The organism is Dysgonomonas sp. (assembly GCF_035323175.1).
Taxonomy (GTDB): Bacteria; Bacteroidota; Bacteroidia; order Bacteroidales; family Dysgonomonadaceae; genus Dysgonomonas.
The window spans coordinates 173,397-195,977 of sequence record NZ_DAOKYH010000002.1; the positions used below are offsets into that span (position 1 = coordinate 173,397).

A 22,581-nucleotide genomic window follows, 5' to 3' on the forward strand; every position below is an offset into this window, starting at 1 on the left:
GACACCAATTATTCGACCTCTTTATCCTGTTCTTTCTTAGAATCTTTCCTCTCTATAAAGTAAGCAATAACAAGCCCTATACCACCAAATATAGCAGCGCATGCCGGATATAAAATAGATATAGTATTGCGAAACTCATAGAAAGCTCTTTCGTCCGCACTTGGAGGAGCCACAGCCAACAAGTCTATAACAGCGACGATAGCCACCCCTAACCCAACACCTACTAATAAGAGCCCAACACGAATAGCCCATGAGGTTACATAGTTGTTTACATTGCTTTTATTCGGAGACATATCCAATTGCCCTTTCAGTAGATTCGGGTCTATCCCTTCTGAAATTTTTTCGATAAAAGCTAAGCGTTCTCTACGACGAGCAAACAACTCAAACAAGCGGTAGATTGCATATGCTATTGTAGCCACAATAACCATTGCCATAATTTGATCCATAATTTTCTATTTTTATTAATTAAACATTTTTGTTTCATCCGTTTGCTCATTTTGACGCAAGCATTTTTAAAAGGTTACAACAAAATAAAAAAATATTTTTTTGAAAAGATTTTACATTACATTTGTAACCTATCAAATATTCTTGCGTCATACGGGTATGGCTGAATTTGATGATATCTATTTTATACGCCGAATAAAGGACGGACATACCGATGCTTTTATACACATTGTACGTCGATATGAGAGAATGGCATTTACCATTGTCAATAAAATAGTTTCTCGTCGGGTAGAAGCCGAAGATATTGTTCAGGAGATATTTATAAAGGTATTTCAGTCATTAAAACAGTTTCGTGAAGAATCGAACTTTGCAACATGGTTGTACAGAATCGCATACAACACAACTATATCAGAATTGCGAAAGCGTAAACATGAATTTACTGCCATTGACGATAATTTCTCAAATATTCCTGATGACGAAATATCAGAAACACTGGATGAGATTACAACCGAGGATAAGTTGCAGCTTTTAGATACAGTACTAAAAAAACTGCCCCCAGACGATGCCTTGCTGATCAGTATGTTCTATATAAACGACCAAAGCGTAAAAAATATAAGCATCATCACAGGAAATAGTGAAGCAAATGTAAAAGTAAAGTTGTACAGAATCAGAAAAATTATAAACTTTGAAATAAATAAGCTCATACAATCATGAATACAGAAAATACAGATAGGCTAAAGAGTTTATTTCAGGAAATAAAACTAGACGAACCATCGACAGACTTCGAGAGTCGGTTGATGCAACGAGTACATATTGTTGCGGCAAAACAAAATCGGAAGAGAAGCATTATTTCAATTCTTTCTATTACGTTCGGCATTGTAGGAATGCTTGGAATTCCAACGCTTATATTTTGGCTTTTGGGATTACCTCTCAAGGAAGATATTCAAGGCATGGGATCAAATATCACATTCAATGTCCCATCGGTAGGATTTAATCCTTTCGTGGTATCTGTAGCTTGTGTCGGAGTACTACTCCTTATAAGTGACTCGCTGATCCGCAGACGGATTAAAGAAAAGAAGCACAAAGATTAACAGAAGCTTACGGTAGAATTTAAATATAAGCAAACTATCAAATATCTAACTTCCCGGCTTTATACTCCTGATATTTAAGAGAGAGTAACCTCAAGAATGAGCTTATTTGCGATAGTGCAGATTGAGTTTCGCCCGAAATTTCTTTCTTTTGCAAGCGCATTAACAAGAAACCATATAGAGCGGCAAGACAGGTCTCGAGCTCCGGAGTATTTTTATCTTGCGTCTTGGAACGTAATTCAACAATAAAAGGCAAGGTTTTATAATAGGCTTCAGTATATTCGTTTTCTTGCGGCGACTTCAGCAGTCTATTATGTAGTTCGGTCAACTCCGATATTACATTCTTATTTATAATCAGATGCCCTTTTTCCATCACGTCTTCTCTCCTCATCATGTCAATAAGGTTTTCGTACCATTCCCTTATTTCATTTTTCACATTTTGAGGCTGTTCGAACCCTGATATTATTTGCTTATCAATTATATCGATGTTTAATTTGTTGGCTCTTATAATATCCTCTATCTGCCACATATACAATAGATATTCGGCGATATTTTCTTCTTTTAGTTTTTTAGCTATCAGCATAATTTATTTTAGATTTCCATCAGTTTGACTTAACCCATTAGAGAATAAGCCTTTTATGTTTTTAATTCCTGAAACAATGATTTACAAACTATACATATTGAGCTTTTACAATAAAATACATTCAAATAATTGGGAGATAAAAGTAAATAATTTCATGGAAATCTCAAGTATATGTTTTCCCCTTATCTAATCAATAACTCTCTTATAGAAAGGAATAAAACAAACTCCTTCTTAAAATCCCATCGCTTTTTTTACTACTGTCATTTCTTCTTCCGAGGTCAGCATCTTTAATAATTCAAATGCAACAGTTGGAGCTGTTTCAGGACAATAAGACGTTATAATTTTACCATCAACTACTATTGGTTCATTCACAACATTCACCCCAAATTCTTTCAACTCTTTTTGCCTATAACCGTTATTTAAGTGATAAGTTGTAGCCTTCCGATCTTTAAGAATTCCACTTTTTCCTAAGGGGAGAGCTCCAGTACAAACTGTAGCAATGATTTTACCTTTTGTATTAAATTCCTTAATTAAGTCTAAGAATCTTTCGTCATAGGCTTCTTCATAAAAGCCAAATTCGCCAAATCCACCAGGTATTGCCAATGCAGCATACTCGTCAACATTTATCTCTTCAATTGTTTTATCTACTCTTACAGGCACATTAAATGTGCTTATAACTTCTTTAGTAAAAGCACAAGTTTCGACAAACAAACCATGACCATAACAAACTCTTGCCCAACCAATAACATCTATGAAAACAGAAAACTCCATAGTCTCAAATGCCTTTGCCAGAAACACTAAAACTTTCTTATTTTCCATAGTTGTCAAAATTATTATTTTTAAGAATAAATGATAAACAATAATAGATTATGCTTTGTTTATATACAAAACAGAGTACAAAAATAGTATTTTTTTATATATAAAGTTTAAGATGGATTTATACACTATTATATAAACCTTATCTATCGCTACATAAATAAAACAAATACAAAGTATTCTGAACAAACATGTTGTCTTTGATGTTCTAATGTAAAACAGGTATGATTTACTTTTTTCATAGTGTGTTAGATAGATTGTTTAGTTGATTTTTTACCTGTTTTATCATAGTATATGTTAGTTTTATATTAGTGTTAAGAGGGGAAGGGATGATTGTGATAATCATCTCTTCTTTTTTGTATATTAGCTGAATATTTAGAAAAAAATGGTTGACATAAAAATAATAGAAAGCGGTTATATCCTGGCAGATGGAGGAGCTATGTTTGGAGCTATACCGAAGCGTGCCTGGCAAAGAAAATACACAAGCAATGCCGACAACTTGTGCACATTAGCTATGCGGTGTGCACTCGTCATATCCGAAAACAGGGTCATATTGATAGACACCGGTATGGGAGATAAGCATACCGAGAGAATGTCTTACTACCAACCACACTCTCTGATTAACATTGAAGAAGAAATAAAGAAATATGGCTTCTCGGGTGAAGATGTCACCGATGTGATATTGACCCACTTGCATTTCGACCATTGCGGATATGCAACTAAAAGAGATAAAAACGGTAAAATAATCCCTTCTTTCGCTAAAGCTACTTATTGGTTAAGCCGCAAACAATGGGACAATTATTTAACTCCTAACATACTGGAAGCAGACTCTATCTTAGCTGAAAACATACAGCCGATACACGATGCCGCACTCTTACGCTTTGTTGACGAAGGCATGCAGATATCTAAAGAGGTAAGTGTGAGATTGTTTGACGGACATAGTATAGGGCAGTTAGTTGTATATATCAAGACAGATGCGGGTGTATATACATTTCCCGGGGATCTGATACCAACAAGTGCTCATGTCCCGTTAGAATGGATTTCAGCTTACGACATTAATGCATTAAAATCGGCCGAAGAGAAACAGCGATTTCTCGTTGAAGCAGAAAAAGAAAACTATACCCTTATTTATTGCCACGATGTAAAGGTAAAGACAAGTAAAGTAAAACGTCTGAATGATAATTATAAAGCCTACTGACTTTTATTATAAAAAAGGATCTCAAAGCTCGGCTTTGAGATCCTTTTACTAATGTATATAATTCAACCTCTTCTATTAAAATACCATCGGCACATCTATCAGCAGTATGCGTGCATTGTCAGATTCTGCAGTGATATTTATACCATCTGTATCCCATACTCCAAGTGCATCTCTGTGATATAGTTTTTGCCCTTCGACAGAAAACTCTCCTTCAACAACCATAGCAAATACACCGTTCCCTTTTTTCTTCACCTGATAGCTTGTGTTGACACCTTTATCGAAAGTACCCATATTAAACCAAGCATCCTGATGTATCCAAAGTGCTGTATTTGAAGGATCACTCTTCGGTCCAACAATTTGGATGAATTGATTTTTATTATCTATAAAATCAAATTCACGTTGGTCGTAACGAGGTTCTACATTCTTTTGAGATGGAAAAACCCATATCTGGAAAAGACTTACCGGTTTATACTCATTAGCATTGTATTCACTATGTGTTATACCCGATCCGGCACTCATTACCTGCACTTCTCCGGCCTTTATCACTTCTGTATGCCCCATGCTATCCTTGTGTTCCAAATCACCATACAAGGGAATAGTAATTATTTCCATATTGTCGTGAGGATGAGTCCCAAAGCCTTCTCCTCCGGCAATTATATCGTCGTTTATAACCCTTAATGCGCCAAAATGTATACGGTTGGGATCATAGTAGTTTGCAAAACTGAATGTATGGTGTGTGTTCAACCATCCATGGTTTGCTGATCCTCTTGAAGATGCTCTAATTAATGTTGTTTTCATAAAACTACCCTTTCTGTTATATCTGATGAGTAACTATTTATAATATAAAGTATATCATAGCAATACACCTTATTTTTATATTACAAAGATAAGCACTATCCATCTATTATCAAAATAAGATAAATCATACATATATATAAATATATTTATACAATATTGCAATACATAGATCAGAAAGGCAATGCAATAGAACAAGGATTTATATAAATTTATTTATTCTAATTTTATCTTATTATATAAATAACAAAAAAGAATATGGGTAAATAAGAATGAGTAAAAGTGACAGCACAAAAACAGATAAAAACTGTTACTTTTGTCACCTTTTGGTAGGGAAACATTTCCTAGATGAGCTATAAATCATAAATCTATCAGCTATTTACAACTTCTTTTTACAAAGAAATATGTGTTTATTTCACAATTATTTATTAACTTTACTGTTGTAGTAATTAAAAACAAGAAATCATGAAAAATCTAGTCTTTATACTACTTTTACTCGTCTCAGTTACCTCTTATTCCCAAACTGAGATTCCTAAAGATAGCTTTCCTCCTCTAAAGAAAGGATCTTTCAAGTTTGATGAAAGGTTGGAGAATTATTTGAACCTGGATGTATCGGGCAACAACAAATCATCTGCAAGCAAATATGATTTGTATAAACCTTTAGAAAAAGGAGATGATGCAACTATAGACTTAATACTTCCTCCGCTTGATGTATATCTCGGACCTCCTGTAGAAAGCAATACGATTACACGGTATCCTTTCGCCAATGATTACAGCTATTATTCAGGAATGAATCTGGATAACGAAGCTTGGCTGAGTTCGTCTTCTATACAGAATACATATCCATCCATAGGCGCAGTAAGGTCTGTAAGTATGTACTTTAACTATCAACCAACAGATTGGCTAGTAATTTCGGCTGGTCCCTACGCCTCAAAATATGCATTATATGGAGGAAACTACAACGATGTGGGTGCAGGAGGAAATATGAAATTCATCTTAAGCGACAGAATAAGAATAAATGCCCGCGGACAATATTCCGTGAGAGGAAAACATAACGGAGTAGAAGGCCCGATGATGGGTATGTATCCTCAAACATATTACGGAGGCACGCTAGAGGTCAAAATCACTGAAAAATTTGGAATCGAAGGCGGTGTAATCCGTGAGCTTAATCCATTCAACGGGAAATGGGTGAACAGGCCATACTTTGCCCCGGTATTCTACAAGAAATAAACTCTCTGGATGTATATAGTCAGTAATGAAAATACATTTATCTTATTTGTATATTTTAGTATCTTTATCACAAATCCCGAAATAAAGAATGAGACTTAGCCTAACAATACTCTTTACATTCATTATATCCGTCTTTATTTCTGCTCAGAAAAGCGATTTCTATAAAAGGTTATCAAATGCAGCTATAGAACTGACTAAGGATAAAGTTGTTTATGATCCCGGCTATTACACAATCCCTTATCCGAATGGAGATGTGCCGGCAGACAAAGGTGTCTGTACTGATGTGATAATAAGAGCATATCGCAAACTAGGTATAGACTTGCAGCAAAAGATACATGAAGATATGAAAGCCAACTTTAGCAAGTATCCTAAGAAATGGGGTATGAAATCAACGGATAAGAATATCGATCATCGAAGAGTACCTAATCAAGCCACTTTTTTTAGTAGGTTTGGCTCTGTAAAGAAAATTTCAGATAAAGCAGAGGACTATATTGTCGGAGATATTGTTACATGGGATCTAGGCGGAGGGATTACACATATAGGCATAGTTACAGACCGCATGTCTGCGGATAAGAAACGGCCGCTAATAGTACATAATATAGGGCAAGGACAAGTCTTGCAAGATTGCTTATTCAGCTATAAAGTGACAGGACATTATACATACAGAAGCAAATAAATAGAATATTCGCCTCCGCAAAAAACTCAGTGTACTTAAATACAACATAACTAGATATTGAGAATTATCTTATTATATTAAAAAAATCAGTCGATAAATATATCTCGTAGAATCTTTCTCTGATTATTAAAAAATTCTGTTCTGTATAAATCTCCACTTTTAGAGATCAATGTAGAATAGCGCTTCAATGATTCAATCCATTTCTTGTTAGCTTGACATATTTCAGGAGTAAACGACCTTACTACGTTAATAGAAAATACACGTATCGTAGACAATTCGAATTCAGGACACTGCATATAACTATAAGTGGTATCAAAATCGATATTGGATATATAAAAGTTAAATTCAAAGTCATCCATCCAAACTCCTGATATAGACATCGACTCCAATCTCTCCAACATGCACAACAACTCGTTCTTAATTTCTTCTAGATCCTGATTGTTCAACAAATTAAGTCTATAAAAGTATTTTACTGTATTCAGAAATGAAGACAAAACATTTTGAGATAGGATAGACGTTGTATGACAAGAAGAGTTAGATTCTGAAATATACTTTTTATTCAGGTCGATAACTCTCTGAGGCAAGTAGAACTCAGAAAACGGAACAGTAGGCTTGGAAGTCTGAAGCTGATATACCCATTTGTATAAATAGAACTTAGCTATTTTTTCATAAGAAAGGTAAAATGAAAAAGGTAACTCATTATTAGCACCTTGTACCTGAGAACCAGAGTACATTTTCATTCTACTAAAAATATCTGTATAAAAAATCAAAGAATTACAATATTGCTCAAAAAATGATTCTTCTTGAATCATATTTATGCTAAATAACGCTGTAGTATCATTCTTACCCAAAACATCATCAATTGATATGCTTAACGCTTTAGATATTACAGAGAGCTCCTCTAAGTCAAAAGACACATCCCCTCTTATCCTACGATAAACAGCTTCACGCCCGATAGAAAGCAAATCCATTAAGTAGGTTGCAACCTTTATCTGAGGAGGAAGGGCTTCTTTGATAGATATAATTAATTTACTGTTTAATTCGTTTTTCATGACATTTATGTTGTAGAGAGAAAAGATTAGAAATAAATCTTGATTAATAATAATATTAAAGCCTTAATTATATTGAATATTCATCATATAAAAACAAGAGAATAATATGTTTAGTTTTACAAAATCACATAAATATGTAAAAGTAGGCCTGGAAACAATTACAAGGAATCCTAATTGTATTTTTATCACATTTTCTAGAGCCCAAAAATACGGTAGAAAAGTATAACATCTTGCCTCACTCATAGGGTTACAAAAAGAGGAACACACACCAAAAACATATTGAAATATGCATATCATAATGCAAACTTCTACAACAAATCCGCATAATAAAAGAGCAACAAATAGATTTTCCCTATTTGCTGCTATACGTTTTATATATTATTTAAAGAGATTAGATATTATTAAGCTCCCTTCTGAAAAGAAGACTATATCAAATAGTCATATCATCTTTTTCGAGCCAATATTTTTAATTTCCTTATAGACTCCTTGGTCTTAATTCGTGCTTTATACAAATCATGCCTATCCAAGTCCAGAACTTTTTCATAATCAGCTATAGCTTCATCATATTCATTTTTTCGCTCATAAATTGCAGCACGTTTGTAATACAGGCGTATATTCTCAGGATCGAGAATAAGTCCTTTATTACAATCGTCTAAAGCTTTATCAAATTCCTGGCGGAGTATATATATTTCGGCTCGGTTGGTATATGCATTTATATTCGCAGTGTCTATTTCCAATACTCTCGAATAGTCGCTTAATGCTTTGCTGGTATCTTTCATAGACAAATATATATTTCCTCTATTATTATAGATATCTGCAACATTTTTTGGTTCTTCTTTTATCGCCCGATTGTAGTCTTCAAGTGCTTTCTCACATTCTCCACCTACTTCATAGATTATACCTCTATTGTAATATGCATCGGCATAATTATTATTTAGTCTGATAGCCTGCGTATAATCCCTCATGGCAAGGCTATCATCTCCTATCGATTGGTAAATACTTCCCCGATTATAATACCCGGTAGCATCAGTAGTATCAAGCCCTATGGCGATATCGGTACATTCTATTGCCTTTTTATAATTCTTGACATTAAAATATTCATTGCTCAGATAAAAATTTGCCTCTATCAGCAACTTATTTTTTTTTCGAGGAGTTATCAAATCCTCATCGGCTTCTATGTTCTCCAATATTGTCTTCAATGCATTAATTCTTTCGGCCGGTGTATCTAAGCTATCTGCAACCCGTCCCATCTGATGCTTAAAAGAGACAATATGTTTATCTTGCCTGATATCTTTATCAAACAATCTACACGAGCCAAAAACCAAAGGGAATATAATAAGAATCAGAAAGTATAACCTACTGTGTGTTTGTGAAATCTTCTTTGTCTTGCGCATAAATTGTATTGATATATATGTTGGCAAAGGTATAAAAAAAACGGATACTCAAACTCAATTGATTTATATAAAAAAGAAGCACTTATCTGTCTCAGTTAAGTGCTTCATGGTAGTGTTTAAATAAAAAAGTGATATTATAATTATTTCTAGAAATAATAATGTTATACTTCTTATTATAAATAACGCATAAAGTATAAAGAAGTTACTCTTTTAACATAAAATATGATATTATTCTCCTTTATAACCTTTATAAAAAACAAAAAAAGACTAAAAGCGATCCACTCTTAGTCTTTTTAGAAGATGAAGCTATTGAAGTATTCTATAAAGAAACACTCAAACAGTCTTCACCCCTCTAACAACTCTTTATATAAATTACCTAGCCTCTCTCGCAAATGAAGCACGGCATAACGTTTGCGAGAGATCAGTGTATTTACACTTACTCCGGTAGCTTCTGATATTTCCTTAAAGGAAAAGCCATCAAGCTCTGTCAGCTCAAATGCCTCCCGTTTTTCAATCGGAAGTTCGGACAAAGCAGCGTCTAATTCTTCCCAAACCAAAGCCCGCAAATATGTAGTCTCGGGAGATGCATCTTTATCAAACATAAGGCTAGAGACCTCCGCCAAGAATGTATCTTCATCATCTTTAGCTGTCACATAAGGCATATCCACCTCCCTATGTTTGCGACTACGGTCTATGATCTGATTATTGGCCACTGAATACAACCACGCAGACATTTGCTCAATTGGTTTTTCTATCATATCTATTTTTGATAATTGATAAAAAACATTCTGCAAAATATCTTCCCTATCCTCCTTCGAAAAGACTCGTTTAGCTATATAATTTTTCAGCTGCACGCGATATTTATAGAAAATATCGGTAACATTCTGTTGTCCTTTAGCTAAATCGTTTGTCATTCTTTATTGTCGTTGGCCATATCTGATTCAAAACCTCTTCTTTCACATCTTTCTCTCATGTGCTTCCGAATATATTCGCGTCGCTCACTAAGAGGCATATCTTTCATTTTTGCTCTTAATGCATGCCAATAGTAGAAATCTTCATTTCGCTTATCATGGCGAGGATGTCTTCCAAATTTACCAAAACGTCCAAATCCGCCCAACAGTAACCTCGACAGTATCATAAGCCCGGCCGCCTGCCAATAATTAATAGACGTCCACCCGATTATTGAAGGTATCAGAGCATTCCACAGAAGCATTACAACAGCTATGGATGCTGCAAAAACAGCAATAAATATAAAAAAGTACGCGATCTTTTTTCTTTTAAAATTTTTCATATTGTTTATCCTTTTATTTCTCAAACTCTTATTCTATCACACTGAAATACAAATGAAGTATACTAATCGTTGCCATCAGTAATGAAGCAACTATAATTGCTATAGGGACAGCCGTTTTACTTATATCTTTCTTTTCCATTATTTATTTTATCTCAAAAATATCTCTATTATTTATGACGAATGAGGCAATAAAATATTTTAGAAAGATTTTTATTAAATACAAAAAAAACTAAATCTAATTCACTTACAACAAACATCAAGCCGAATATTCTATCGAATATATTTACTTTTATGCCCTTTAAAAGATAAAGAATGAGAAAAACATTACTAATAGCCGTCTTGGCTTTACTGAGTTATTCAATATTTGCTCAAAAGAACAAAAAGCAAGAGATAGATATTCACCCATACGACAGCACTAGAAACTTTCTAGGAAAAGATGTTCTACAATATACAGGACAAGAATTATTTCTTAAAGGCCTTGATAAGCCTTCACAAAAATATGGATACAGTGGATTTATCCTCAAGTATAAAAAGGATGACGACATACTAAACGACGAAAAGAACATCTATAAACCGAATGATAATTACAATTCTCGCTATGAAGATCTGGCTGGAAAATATTTCCAGATTTTAGAAGTTTTGAATCACCCAAAAGCAAAATCGAGCAAACAAGACTATGCAGATGATTATTATCTGAAACTTCAAGAAAAATCGAGTGGAGACGTATTGTTTTATAAATACAATGTCGATTCCGAATATACATTTCCATTTATCGTTACAGGATTTTTTCTAAAACAGAAAACAATACAAACGGGAAAAGAATATGTTCTACCCGACGACATCCTGAAAATGTCACGTAATCTTTCTACCGGAAAAGCGCTATCGTTTACAACAGGTCAAACGTGGAAATGTACCGATCTGACAATAGATAACACAAACAATGAATTATCTCTGATATTAGAAAGCAAAGGTGGATTAAAAACCGCAATCCCCTACTCTCTTTTGAATAACAACGAAGGTATAAAAAAAGTATACACTGCAACTGAAGCTAACGAGTTGACAAAGAAATATAATATAAACAATTTCCGCCGTATATTGCAAAACAAAATCAGGGTTGGTATGACCAAAGATATGACTCGCCTGGCATGGGGTGAGCCTACAGAAGTCGTTAAAAATGGCAATACTGAACAATGGTTTTATCCGGCAGGACAATTAAACTTCAGAGGCGATAAAATAGTAAGCACAAAATAGTAGATTTCTCTCCACTCTAAGATATAATCAAAGACGTCATACTCAAAGATCCGGCTATAACCTTATCATTAAAAAATCGGACTTCCTCTCCTTTCTTTTGCAAGGCTAAGATATAGAGTAGCGGAATATAATGCTCCGGAGTAGGAATAGCTAGTCGTGCAGAATCGTGCAGATGGCTAAAGTCAATCAAAGCATTGTGATTCTCTTCTTGGATTTTATTTTTGAAAATATCATTCAGTTCAAACGCCCAATCATAACCATATTCCGTATTGAAATCTCCATTTTCTACTTTCACCATTCTGAGATTATGGATCATATTGCCACTACCGATTACCAAAACGCCTTTAGAACGCAGAAAAAACAGTTCGCGAGCCAGTTCATAGTGATACTCTGGTCCTTTAAAGTGGTCTATACTAAGTTGTACAACAGGTATATCAGCCAAAGGATAGATATGCTTCAACACACTCCAGCTACCATGATCTAAGCCCCATTCGTAATCAAGTTCTACTGCTTTTACATGATCTTTCACAATAGTTGACAAGTCTTGTGAACCGGGCGCAGCATAGTGCTGATTATATAATTCTCTTGGAAAACCGTAGAAATCATGAATTGTTTTAGGCATATCCATTGCTGTCACAAATGTCCCCCTTGTTTCCCAGTGCGCTGAGATACAAAGAATAGCACGAGGCTTTGGCAGCTCACTTCCCAGCCGATTCCACTCATGCACAAACTCATTATCTTCTATTGCATTCATTGGGGTTCCATGTCCCACAAAAACAACAGGCATCAAAGGAGTATCATCAAAAGACATAACCTTTTTATGTAATTCTTTCAGAGTCATAATTCTAATCTTATATACAAAAACAGCCCTGACCTACGATCAGAGCTGAATCTCATCTACCTATTTATAAATATATTTATTGTTGCTGAGCTGCCTTTGCTACTATAGTTATCTGTAGTTCAATATTATCGTTTACGATATTCTCTTTCAAGTCTGCAAAAAGAGTTTTAGATCCATATTTTACATTCCATTGCGTACGATCTATAGAGAATGGAACTGTAACAGCTTTATATACATCTCCTTCTTTTGTTATCTTAGCTCCAAATGTAATATTTTTCTCTACATCTTTCAGTTTCAGGTTGCCACTCACTTCATAGTTTACACTATCGGTAGGATGAGCAGCCTTTGCTATTTTAGTAATAGTAAATGTACTTTCGGGATAAGCAGCGACATCAAAAAAATCTCCACTTTTAAGGTGACCTGTGAGTTTATCTTTTAATATCTGAGTAGGAAGGTCTTCATCTACAATATTATTCATATCAATCACAAAACTACCTGAAGCTACCTCTTCTCCATTTACAGCTAACTGTCCACTCTTCAATGCGATTGTTCCTACATGGTCTCCTCCAACCTTAGACCCTTTCCATTTAATGGTAGACGCTGTTGTATCTACTACCAATTGTTCACCTGTTCCTGTTGCTGCCGACTGAGCATCTGTTCCTTCTACCTTGTTCTTGGTTGTTGTATTGCAAGACACGGCAAACAATACTACCGCAATAGCTAATAAATATGTTTTCATATTATTTATAATTTTTAAATACTAATCGATTTGTTCTATTAAATATGATGCAAAGTTAAATTATCATTTTCTATTTACAAAATAGCAATATTTATACATTATCATAAAAAAAATTATAGATTTGTATTTCATTAGTCTTTGGTTGCTAATAGTTTCTAATAAATATAGAACTCTGTAACCCTGAAGATTGTTCAATTTCAATTCATGAATTTATAATTTGCAATCAAATAGTAATGGTAAACTTAGAATGGTACAGGACATTTAAAGCCATTTATCAATATGGTACGCTCACAAAGGCTTCACAGGAACTTATGGTATCTCAACCCAATGTCAGCATTCAATTGGCATCCCTAGAAAGCTATATCGGTCAGCCTCTATTTATACGAATGCCTCGCAAAATGGTTCCGACGGAGTATGGAAAACAGCTTTACACGCAGATAGTAGAATCAATAGACAACCTCGAACGAGTTGAAACCGAATTTAAAAGAACGGTACTCAACAAAGCTCCAAGCATACGCTTTGGTACTCCGGCAGAACTCTTTTCGGATTATCTGGCCGAACATATAGGTAGTCAAGATGATCTGCACCTAACCGTTGAATACGGATTGGCAGACGAACTCACAGGCAAGCTTATCAACAATGATCTGGATATTGCAATCATCACCAGGCAGAGCAAATCAGATGATACGCTCACCTATGAGCCTCTATTCACCGAGTCATTTATGATTGTATGCAATTCGAGTATGGACACAACAGTATTTGATGACCTAATAGCAAAAAACAATTTGAGCGAAGCCGAGAAATGGCTTAAAGCTCATAAGTGGTATGCCTACGACAATAATCTGCCTCTTATCAGGCGCTTCTGGCGAGAGAGCTTCAAAAAACGCCCTATACTGAAATTACATGCTGTAATTCCGGATAACGTATCTATCCTAAAAGCCATAAAAAACAATAGTGGTCTTGCTGTATCATCTGACATAATAGCAGGAAAGGCTTTAGAAAACAAATGGGTAAAGACATTATGGAAAGGAACAATTACGGCAACGAATACACTCTATTTAGCTTACAATAAGAATAAGATACAGCCACAGTATGTAGAAAAAATCAAATCTTTCATATTAAAACATGTTGATACGAATATGGAAGATTTAACAACTGTATAGCAACCTAAAAAACAAAATTAAGTTATGATTCTACCTAATTCACAAAAAAGTTAGTTTTTTGTGTATATTTGTATACATTACCTAGTACAATTTAAAATATGGAAAGCGGAAAATTTCTAACCCTCATAAAAGACGGAATATGTAACAACTGGGAGCGACCGGCTCTCACAGATTATAATGGCGAAACATATCTATATAAGGACTTCGCCACAAAGATGGCTCAATTGCATATTCTATTCGAAGATATGGACGTCCAAAAAGGTGATAAAATAGCTATTTGCGGACGAAATTCAGCAAACTGGGCAGTTGCCTTTTTTGCATCCCTCACCTATGGTGCTGTGATAACAACAATACTGCACGACTTTAGTGGAGAAAGTATACATTCCCTAGTAAATCACTCGGAATCGAAAGTATTCTTTGCCGATGAGTTTGTATGGTCGAAAATAGACCCGATACAAATCCCTACTGTGGAAACTATCCTTTTGATAGATGACTTTTCTGTACAGAAATCACGGTCTGCCAAATTATTAGCATCCTGTGCCAATTTAGATCAGGCTTTACTGAAAAAATTCCCCAATGGCTTTACGAAAGAAGATGTAGTAGTACACGACGAGTCGCCCGACGAATTAGCCGTACTAAATTATACATCAGGTACAACAAGCAACCCGAAAGGCGTTATGGTTCCTTATCGTAGCCTATGGTCTAATACACGGTTTGCTATAGATAATATCGAATTTGTAAAAGCCGGTGACGGTATTGTATGCATGCTACCGATGGCTCACATGTACGGATTAGCCTTTGAAGTTTTATTATCCATCGCCAAAGGCTGTCATATTCATTATCTGACACGCGTTCCGTCTCCTCAAATTATAATGGATGCCTTTGCGAAGGTAAATCCGACTTTAGTACTGGCTGTGCCGCTGATTATTGAGAAAATCATACAGATGCGTGTGTTTCCTGAGTTAAAGAAGCAGCCGGTGAAAACGCTGATAAAAATTCCTTTCTTCAGAAAAAAAGTATATCAAAAGATTGCAGACAAACTAATACCGATGTTTGGTAGTAAGCTGGTCGAAGTTGTGATTGGCGGTGCTGCTCTCAACAAAGAAGTAGGACAGTTCCTTACAGACATAAAATTCCCATACACTGTTGGATATGGTATGACAGAATGCGGGCCACTGATTTCTTACGAGTATTGGGAAACGTACAAACCCGGATCTTGCGGACGTCCTGTAGACAGAATGAGTGTACGTATCGAATCATCGAATATGGAAACCGAGACAGGAGAAATCATGGTCAAAGGGCAGAATGTAATGCTTGGATACTACAAGAATGAAGAAGCGACAAAGCATGTCATAGACGAAGCCGGATGGTTACGTACAGGTGATTTAGGCGTAATGGACAGGGATGGTTTTATATTTATCAAAGGTCGTAGCAAAACGATGATACTCGGAGCTTCAGGACAAAATATTTATCCGGAAGAGATAGAAGGCTTTTATAATAATTCTCCATTTGTATCCGAATCGCTCATCATAGAAGAAAATGGGAAACTGATCGCTCTCATATACCCGGACAAGGACTATATGAAGAAGCATGATATAAAGGAAAGCGAGTATTCCGACATTTTCCTTACTGAACGAAAATCTATCAACAAGCGACTGCCAAGCTATAGTCAAGTTGCAAACTTCAGAATACAGGAGCAAGAATTCGAAAAAACGCCAAAACGGAGTATAAAACGATTCTTGTATCAACGATAAATAATATTCCAAGGTGGTATATATTGCGTTCCTCAAGGGAATTAATGTTGGAGGGAAAAATATCATAAAGATGTCCGACCTGAAACTCATGTTTGCTAACATGGGAATATCGGATGCTATAACATATATCCAAAGCGGCAATATTCTTTTCACATCAGATGATACGGAGGAAGCTTTAGAGACAAAAATAGAAGCATCTATTTTTGAAACATTCGGACTAAATATTGCGGTTATATTAAGAACTCTAACAGAATTAAAGCAACTTTTGAATTGTATTCCATTTTCGGAGAATGATATTCGATATATAGAGCAAAATGCAGAAGGTGAAGTGTTCTATTTGTTTCTGTATAAAGAAGCTTTATCTGAAAGTAGCAAAGAACGTATATCAGCACGAAAACAAGGAAATGACAGGCTTGAAATAATCAATCGGGATGTATATGTTTTATTTGATAAAACTATCAGAAATTCGAAATTAGCCAATGCTTTGCAGAAAGCAGATGAATATTGCACTTCTCGAAATATAAAAACAATAAATAAATTAGTAGAATTAGGTACAAATAATTTTATATAACAGACATGTCAGTAGACGATAAAAAAATCATCTTTTCAATGATTGGCGTAGGTAAAACGTACCCGCCACAAAAACAAGTATTAAAGAATATCTACCTCTCTTTTTTCTATGGGGCTAAAATTGGCATCATCGGGCTCAACGGTTCGGGTAAGTCAACATTACTAAAGATCATAGCCGGTATAGACAAAGAGTATCAGGGAGAAATTGTATCAGATAAAGGATACTCGGTTGGGTACTTGGAACAAGATCCAAAACTTGACCCTGCAAAAACCGTTAAAGAACTTGTGCAAGAAGGAGTACAACCGATAATGGATGTACTAAAGGAATACGAAGGCATAAACGAAAAATTCGGTCTGCCTGAATATTACGAAGACCCGGACAAAATGGATGCCCTTTTTGCACGTCAGGCAGAATTGCAAGACAAGATAGATGCAAGTGACGCTTGGAATATAGATAATAAACTAGAGCGTGCAATGGATGCTCTTCGTTGTCCGCCTGAAGACCAATTGGCAGCCAATCTGTCGGGAGGAGAGGCCCGCCGTGTAGCATTGTGCCGTTTGCTATTACAAGAACCGGACGTATTATTGCTGGATGAGCCAACCAACCACCTTGATGCAGAATCAATTGACTGGCTGGAACAACATCTCCAACAATACAAGGGTACTGTAATTTGTATTACCCACGACCGCTACTTCCTAGACCATGTAGCCGGATGGATTCTTGAGCTCGACCGCGGTGAAGGTATTCCTTGGAAAGGAAATTATACCTCATGGCTCGAACAAAAGACCAAACGTATGGAACAAGAGGAAAAACAAGCAAGCAAACGCCGCAAGACCCTCGAACGCGAGTTGGAATGGGTGAGAATGGCTCCTAAAGCTCGTCAGGCAAAAGGTAAAGCCCGTTTGAACGATTACGAGAAACTCTTGAATGCCGACCAGAAAGAACGTGAAGAAAAACTAGAAATATTTATTCCGAATGGTCCTCGTTTAGGAAACAAAGTGATAGAAGCACACGGTGTAGGCAAAGCATTTGGAGATAAACTATTATTCGACAATCTCGAGTTTATGCTTCCACCATCAGGCATTGTGGGTATCATAGGACCGAATGGTGCAGGAAAAACCACGCTCTTCAGACTGATACAAGGACTCGAACAAGCAGATAAAGGCACATTCGAAGTGGGTGAGACAGTAAAAATAGGATATGTAGATCAATCGCATGCTGATATAGATCCTAACAAAAGTGTATATCAGGTAATATCCGGAGGGAGTGAATTTGTTCGTGTAGGAGGCAAAGAAATCAATGCACGTGCCTATCTTTCTCGTTTCAATTTTTCGGGAGGCGACCAGGAAAAGCTGACAGGTGTATTGTCGGGTGGTGAGCGCAACCGCTTACATTTAGCACTTACATTGAAATCGGAAGCGAATGTATTGCTACTGGATGAGCCAACCAACGATATTGACGTAAATACTTTACGTGCACTTGAAGAGGGGCTCGAAAACTTTGCAGGTTGTGCAGTGGTTATTTCCCACGACCGTTGGTTCCTCGACCGTATTTGTACTCATATACTGGCATTTGAAGGAAACTCGGAAGTTTTCTTCTTCGAAGGCAGCTATAGCGAATACGAAGAGAACAAAAAAGCACGATTAGGCAACGTTGAACCAAGACGTATCCGCTATCGTAAGCTTATGAATTAAAAAAAGTAACGTTTATGCAACGTTACAGAAATTACATAGTCTAATTAGTATTGATAATCAAGAGTAAATATCGATATTTACTCTTGATTTTTAAATACAAAAAACAAATGTGATTCCCCAATAAAAGAATGAGTAAAACTCCACAATATATAATACTTAGGAAGACAGTTTTTCTCTTTTTATTCTGTTGTTTTTGTGGCATGACATACGCCCAATCCCTCACAGTGGTACGTGGTGTTGTAAGAGATGCTGTCACAAAAGAAAAGTTACCTTTCGTAAGTGTTACGATCGACAATACATCTTCGGTAACATTTTCGGACGAAGATGGTGAATATAGACTAAGCTATAGGGGAAATAGAACGACAGTTTCGGCGTCACTGTTAGGATACAAAAGCCAATCATTCACGATACATCCCGGTGTAACCACCACAAGAGAGATACTATTAGAACCCGAAGACAAACAACTGAAAGAAGTAATAGTACGGCCACAAAAAGAAAAATATTCTAAAAAGAATAATCCAGCTGTAGAACTGATCAAGAAAGTAATAGCCCACAAAGATATCAATAGTATTTTGGCATTAAAGTACTATCAGTATGAAGAGTACGAGCGTACATTTATTGCTCTGAATGAGTTCAAGCCTGAACAATCGCAATTTAAACGTTACAAATTTCTCCCTAATTATATAGACACATCTTTAATAGATAAAAAGCCTATTTTGCCTGTATCGGTAAGAGAGAAGCTAACAGATGTGTTCTATCGTAAAGATCCGAAAGGCAACAAACGTATTGTAAAAGGCTATCATATAGAAGGTCTTGACCAGACTTTCGAGACCGAAGCTCTCGATGCCATTATCAAAGAAGTTTTTAAGGATATTAATATTACAGATAACTCAATCACTTTACTATTTCAACAGTTTGTCAGCCCGCTAAGTGATCACAGCTCTGTAAATTTCTATCGCTGGTATATATCCGACACAGTTAATATAGATCATAACCGATATATGAAGCTCGACTTTGCCCCGTTCAATTCACGGGATATTGGCTTTACAGGGAACTTATTTATTTCTCTGGATAGTATGTATGCTGTAAAAAGAGCAATATTGAGAACTCCCCAAAAGATGAATATTAATTTTGTAGATGAACTGATCATACAACTCGATTTCAAAAAAACAGCAGACAACAAATGGATTCCGGACAAAGAGCGCATGGCCATAGACCTGTCGATGATAAACATGGTAAAATTCTATGTAGATAAAGTAAAGTCATACGAGAGATTTGCAATAGACAATCCGATGGATCCCGTTTTTGCTTTGGCTGCTCCCGAAGCATTTGAAAAAGACTACCTGAAAAGAGATAAAAAATATTGGACTAACAACCGCCCTCCGGATTTCAAGAAAGATTACCGGATGGATCAGATGATGGAAGATGTAAACAAAGTAGCTCTCTTTAAAGTTTTACTGAATGCCGGAAGTGTGTTATCAACAGGCTATTTTCCTACCACCAAAAACAAGGAGGATACAAAGCTGGAAATTGGAAGACTCCCTACAATGTATAGTTTCAACCCTGTTGAAGGGAATCGTTTTAGGTTGACCCTCAATACAACGAAGAATCTGCATAAACATCTCTTCTTATACGGATATGCGGCTTATGGTACTAAAGACGAAAAGTTTAAATATTATGGCGAAGCAACATGGGCTTTTAACGATGTAAAATATACCAAAGACGAATACCCAAGAAACAACCTGACGGTAGCTTATAAATATGATGTAAACACACTTGGTCAACGACAGACACAAGCCGAAAAAGATAACATATTTATGTCGTTTCGCAGATCGAATAATGTGAAGATGACATACAATCGCCAGACTGAAATATCGTACGATAAGGAATTTTACGGAGGATTCTCATTCACGCTCACCGGACATACTTTTGATGAAGAAGCAGCCGGAAAACTTCTCTTTGAGAAGATGGACGAAGAAGGGAACAAGTACAATGTAAATAGGATACGTACCACCGAAACAATGCTTACCTTACGCTATGCACCGAATGAAAAATTCTACCAGATGCGTCGAAAGAGAAGTTCGTTAACTTCACCACGCACCATTTATACCTTATCGCATGTGATGGCCGTAAATAATCTTTTTGGGGGGCAATACAATTACAACAGAACTTCATTATCATTCTTCAAACAAATGTGGGTAGCTCCCTACGGAAAGCTGACCTTATCGGCACAGGCTGAAAAGCTGTGGGGCGAAGCTCCTTTTCCATTCTTGATTACACCAAGTGCTAACAATTCATATACAGTCCAACGTGGTAACTATTATTTGATAGAGCCGTTGGAGTTTGTGCACGATGCTCAGGTATCATGGGAAATATATTACCATTTGGGAGGCTGGTTATTTAATAGAGTCCCTGTACTTAAATGGTTGAAATGGCGAGAAGTATTTGGGTTCAGGGGGTTCTATGGAGATTTGAGTAAGCGCAACAACCCTCGGTTTAATCACAATTTATTGTTATTTCCACAAGAGACGTTTGCAACCACAAATACCCCTTATATGGAATATAACATTGGTATTGAGAATGTCTTTAAATTCTTCCGAGTAGATTATGTAAGAAGGGTAAACTATCTCTACCATCCTAATGTAGATAAAGACGGAATCAGAATATCATTCGAGCTAACCTTCTAAAGTTAGATAGAACCTAAAACTCTCAACAGTAGTTCTTGAGGATCAAGAGGGTGTTTCTTTTGTGGTTTTTTAGGAACGAGGACTTTCAATCCGAATGGAATTATTTTCACATGTATTTCTTTCCCCATCTCTACCGGATCACCGTCAATGTGCATCACCCCGGCTTGCTCTCTGATAATAGTAACTTCATTGGTCAAAAGCTCAACCATCTTACTATTCTCATCTATTTTTTTAGTAAACAATTGTACCGAAGTTTGAGGCACATCCAATATCGAAAGGGGTTTCAATATCGCCACATTCATCAACCCGTCCTGTATATCGGCATGAGGTGCAATATGAGCATTGTATCCGTACTGCGAAGCATTAGCACAAGTAACAACGAAGGCTTTATCCTTTATTGTTCCTTCGGGGCATGTAACTATATACTCTTGCGGCTTTTGTTGAAAAAATATTTCAAGCATATTTCTGAGATACATCAAAGAGCCTCTATTTTTCCTGCCCGAGACCTTAGCTGCCACTTCAGCATCGAACCCTACTCCGCAAGTGCAAAGGAATATGCGGTCATTCACTGTTCCGTAATCGATCGATATTATATTTTCTTCCAATATAATATCCATTGCTTTCTTCGGATCGGTTGGGATGTTCAGGTCGCGACCTAAACCATTTCCCGAACCCATTGGTATAATACCAAGAGCTACATCTGAGCCTACGAGAGCCCCCCCTACTTCATTTACGGTACCATCTCCCCCCACAGCAACCACATAGTCTGCCTTATCTTTTATTGCCTGAGTGGCTATTTCTGATCCATGACCGGGATACCCGGTAACAAAAATATGCACATCAAACTTATGGGCGTCAAATGCTTCAGCAATCTTATGCGGAATATTTTGCTTAGCTGAAGTACCCGATTTAGGGTTGATTATTACATATATTTTTTTCTTCTGAACCATAATGAAATGAATCTGTTTTGCCGTACAAAAATACTCTTTTAACTATCACTGTCAAAATAAATGAGTATTGAATTATATGACACTTAAAATGGCTATTGATGCTATCCTATTATCGTTCTCTCTATAACGTTATATTCTAAATTTATCTTATATATAAAGAAAGATTTTCATAGATTACTATAGTATTGGGTATACAAAACAAAAAGTAACACAATAAAATAACATCAAAAACTGTCACTTTTACATACGCTTCGCTCCTGTGACCATTGGTTGTCACCTTTTGAGTATAAGCAATTGTTTATATGATGATTGCAAAAAATAACTTTAGTTACATCTTTGATAAACTAAAACATGATCTATTGTT

General features: G+C 36.0%; 22 protein-coding genes. 11 read left to right on the forward strand and 11 right to left on the reverse strand.

The features are described from left to right. Nucleotides 1-8: 8 nt before the first annotated feature. On the reverse strand, nucleotides 9-446 hold the full coding sequence (locus tag PKC55_RS03835; protein ID WP_135103953.1) for a DUF6249 domain-containing protein: 438 nt from the start codon (nucleotides 444-446) through the stop codon (nucleotides 9-11). Nucleotides 447-546: 100 nt separating this feature from the next. Between PKC55_RS03835 and PKC55_RS03840 the strand changes: the two genes are divergently transcribed. Next, nucleotides 547-1,158 (forward strand): RNA polymerase sigma factor, encoded by a 612-nt coding sequence (locus tag PKC55_RS03840; RefSeq protein ID WP_324371940.1) that lies wholly within the window; start codon nucleotides 547-549, stop codon nucleotides 1,156-1,158. Then, nucleotides 1,155-1,535 (forward strand): hypothetical protein, encoded by a 381-nt coding sequence (locus PKC55_RS03845; RefSeq protein ID WP_291126240.1) that lies wholly within the window; start codon nucleotides 1,155-1,157, stop codon nucleotides 1,533-1,535. Before PKC55_RS03840 ends, PKC55_RS03845 begins: the two co-directional genes overlap by 4 nt. A gap of 37 nt (nucleotides 1,536-1,572) precedes the next feature. On the opposite strand, the gene PKC55_RS03850 is transcribed toward PKC55_RS03845, so the two are convergent. Beyond that, entirely contained in the window at nucleotides 1,573-2,115 is a 543-nt protein-coding gene (locus PKC55_RS03850) for a DUF4924 family protein (RefSeq protein ID WP_291126238.1), read from the reverse strand. A 231-nt stretch (nucleotides 2,116-2,346) separates the two neighbouring features. Further along, a complete protein-coding gene (locus tag PKC55_RS03855; protein ID WP_291126235.1) occupies nucleotides 2,347-2,934 on the reverse strand; it encodes a DJ-1/PfpI family protein in 588 nt (195 codons plus the stop codon). Nucleotides 2,935-3,316: 382 nt separating this feature from the next. Here PKC55_RS03855 and PKC55_RS03860 point away from each other — a divergent pair, with 382 nt between their 5' ends. Continuing rightward, nucleotides 3,317-4,129 carry an MBL fold metallo-hydrolase gene (locus PKC55_RS03860; RefSeq protein ID WP_291126233.1) on the forward strand — a complete coding sequence of 271 codons (813 nt, stop codon included), beginning with the start codon at nucleotides 3,317-3,319 and terminating at the stop codon, nucleotides 4,127-4,129. A 75-nt stretch (nucleotides 4,130-4,204) separates the two neighbouring features. Here the strand turns inward: PKC55_RS03860 and PKC55_RS03865 are convergent, their stop codons facing one another. Beyond that, nucleotides 4,205-4,927 (reverse strand): pirin family protein, encoded by a 723-nt coding sequence (locus PKC55_RS03865; protein WP_283686395.1) that lies wholly within the window; start codon nucleotides 4,925-4,927, stop codon nucleotides 4,205-4,207. Between the two features lie 462 nt (nucleotides 4,928-5,389). Here PKC55_RS03865 and PKC55_RS03870 point away from each other — a divergent pair, with 462 nt between their 5' ends. Both PKC55_RS03870 and PKC55_RS03875 read left to right on the forward strand, forming a co-directional pair. Next, nucleotides 5,390-6,154 carry a hypothetical protein gene (locus tag PKC55_RS03870; protein ID WP_135103948.1) on the forward strand — a complete coding sequence of 255 codons (765 nt, stop codon included), beginning with the start codon at nucleotides 5,390-5,392 and terminating at the stop codon, nucleotides 6,152-6,154. 88 nt (nucleotides 6,155-6,242) lie between these two features. Then, complete coding sequence (locus tag PKC55_RS03875; RefSeq protein WP_291126231.1) at nucleotides 6,243-6,830, forward strand: DUF1287 domain-containing protein; 588 nt, start codon at nucleotides 6,243-6,245, stop codon at nucleotides 6,828-6,830. Between the two features lie 86 nt (nucleotides 6,831-6,916). Here PKC55_RS03875 and PKC55_RS03880 read toward each other — a convergent pair whose 3' ends face one another. The 4 genes from PKC55_RS03880 to PKC55_RS03895 form a co-directional block, all read right to left on the reverse strand. Continuing rightward, entirely contained in the window at nucleotides 6,917-7,882 is a 966-nt protein-coding gene (locus PKC55_RS03880; RefSeq protein WP_291126229.1) for a hypothetical protein, read from the reverse strand. 443 nt (nucleotides 7,883-8,325) lie between these two features. After that, nucleotides 8,326-9,276, reverse strand: coding sequence for a tetratricopeptide repeat protein (locus PKC55_RS03885; RefSeq protein ID WP_324371945.1), 951 nt, complete (start codon nucleotides 9,274-9,276; stop codon nucleotides 8,326-8,328). Nucleotides 9,277-9,620: 344 nt separating this feature from the next. Next, nucleotides 9,621-10,190, reverse strand: a complete 570-nt coding sequence (locus tag PKC55_RS03890) for an RNA polymerase sigma factor (protein ID WP_291124151.1) — start codon at nucleotides 10,188-10,190, stop codon at nucleotides 9,621-9,623. Further along, nucleotides 10,187-10,567, reverse strand: coding sequence for a hypothetical protein (locus PKC55_RS03895; protein WP_291030457.1), 381 nt, complete (start codon nucleotides 10,565-10,567; stop codon nucleotides 10,187-10,189). The genes PKC55_RS03890 and PKC55_RS03895 overlap by 4 nt, the downstream gene beginning before the upstream one ends. A 312-nt stretch (nucleotides 10,568-10,879) precedes the next feature. Between PKC55_RS03895 and PKC55_RS03900 the strand changes: the two genes are divergently transcribed. Continuing rightward, a complete protein-coding gene (locus tag PKC55_RS03900) occupies nucleotides 10,880-11,818 on the forward strand; it encodes a hypothetical protein (protein ID WP_291124149.1) in 939 nt (312 codons plus the stop codon). A gap of 16 nt (nucleotides 11,819-11,834) precedes the next feature. On the opposite strand, the gene ygiD is transcribed toward PKC55_RS03900, so the two are convergent. After that, on the reverse strand, nucleotides 11,835-12,659 hold the full coding sequence (gene ygiD, locus PKC55_RS03905; protein ID WP_291124147.1) for a 4,5-DOPA-extradiol-dioxygenase: 825 nt from the start codon (nucleotides 12,657-12,659) through the stop codon (nucleotides 11,835-11,837). A 76-nt stretch (nucleotides 12,660-12,735) separates the two neighbouring features. After that, complete coding sequence (locus PKC55_RS03910; RefSeq protein ID WP_291124145.1) at nucleotides 12,736-13,398, reverse strand: YceI family protein; 663 nt, start codon at nucleotides 13,396-13,398, stop codon at nucleotides 12,736-12,738. A 233-nt stretch (nucleotides 13,399-13,631) separates the two neighbouring features. Between PKC55_RS03910 and PKC55_RS03915 the strand changes: the two genes are divergently transcribed. From PKC55_RS03915 to PKC55_RS03935, 5 genes are all read left to right on the forward strand, one after another. Further along, the gene (locus PKC55_RS03915; RefSeq protein ID WP_291124143.1) at nucleotides 13,632-14,561 is read left to right on the forward strand and encodes a LysR family transcriptional regulator; all 930 of its coding nucleotides are present in this window, start codon (nucleotides 13,632-13,634) and stop codon (nucleotides 14,559-14,561) included. Between the two features lie 98 nt (nucleotides 14,562-14,659). After that, nucleotides 14,660-16,315: an AMP-binding protein gene (locus PKC55_RS03920; RefSeq protein WP_291124141.1), complete on the forward strand. Its 1,656-nt coding sequence runs from the start codon at nucleotides 14,660-14,662 to the stop codon at nucleotides 16,313-16,315. Nucleotides 16,316-16,328: 13 nt separating this feature from the next. After that, nucleotides 16,329-16,886: a DUF1697 domain-containing protein gene (locus tag PKC55_RS03925; RefSeq protein ID WP_291124139.1), complete on the forward strand. Its 558-nt coding sequence runs from the start codon at nucleotides 16,329-16,331 to the stop codon at nucleotides 16,884-16,886. Between the two features lie 5 nt (nucleotides 16,887-16,891). Then, nucleotides 16,892-18,580 (forward strand): energy-dependent translational throttle protein EttA, encoded by a 1,689-nt coding sequence (gene ettA, locus PKC55_RS03930; protein WP_135103936.1) that lies wholly within the window; start codon nucleotides 16,892-16,894, stop codon nucleotides 18,578-18,580. A 128-nt stretch (nucleotides 18,581-18,708) separates the two neighbouring features. Then, nucleotides 18,709-21,267, forward strand: a complete 2,559-nt coding sequence (locus PKC55_RS03935; protein ID WP_324371954.1) for a DUF5686 and carboxypeptidase-like regulatory domain-containing protein — start codon at nucleotides 18,709-18,711, stop codon at nucleotides 21,265-21,267. Between the two features lie 2 nt (nucleotides 21,268-21,269). On the opposite strand, the gene PKC55_RS03940 is transcribed toward PKC55_RS03935, so the two are convergent. Beyond that, entirely contained in the window at nucleotides 21,270-22,217 is a 948-nt protein-coding gene (locus PKC55_RS03940; RefSeq protein ID WP_291124136.1) for a diacylglycerol/lipid kinase family protein, read from the reverse strand. Between the last annotated feature and the right edge of the window lie 364 nt (nucleotides 22,218-22,581).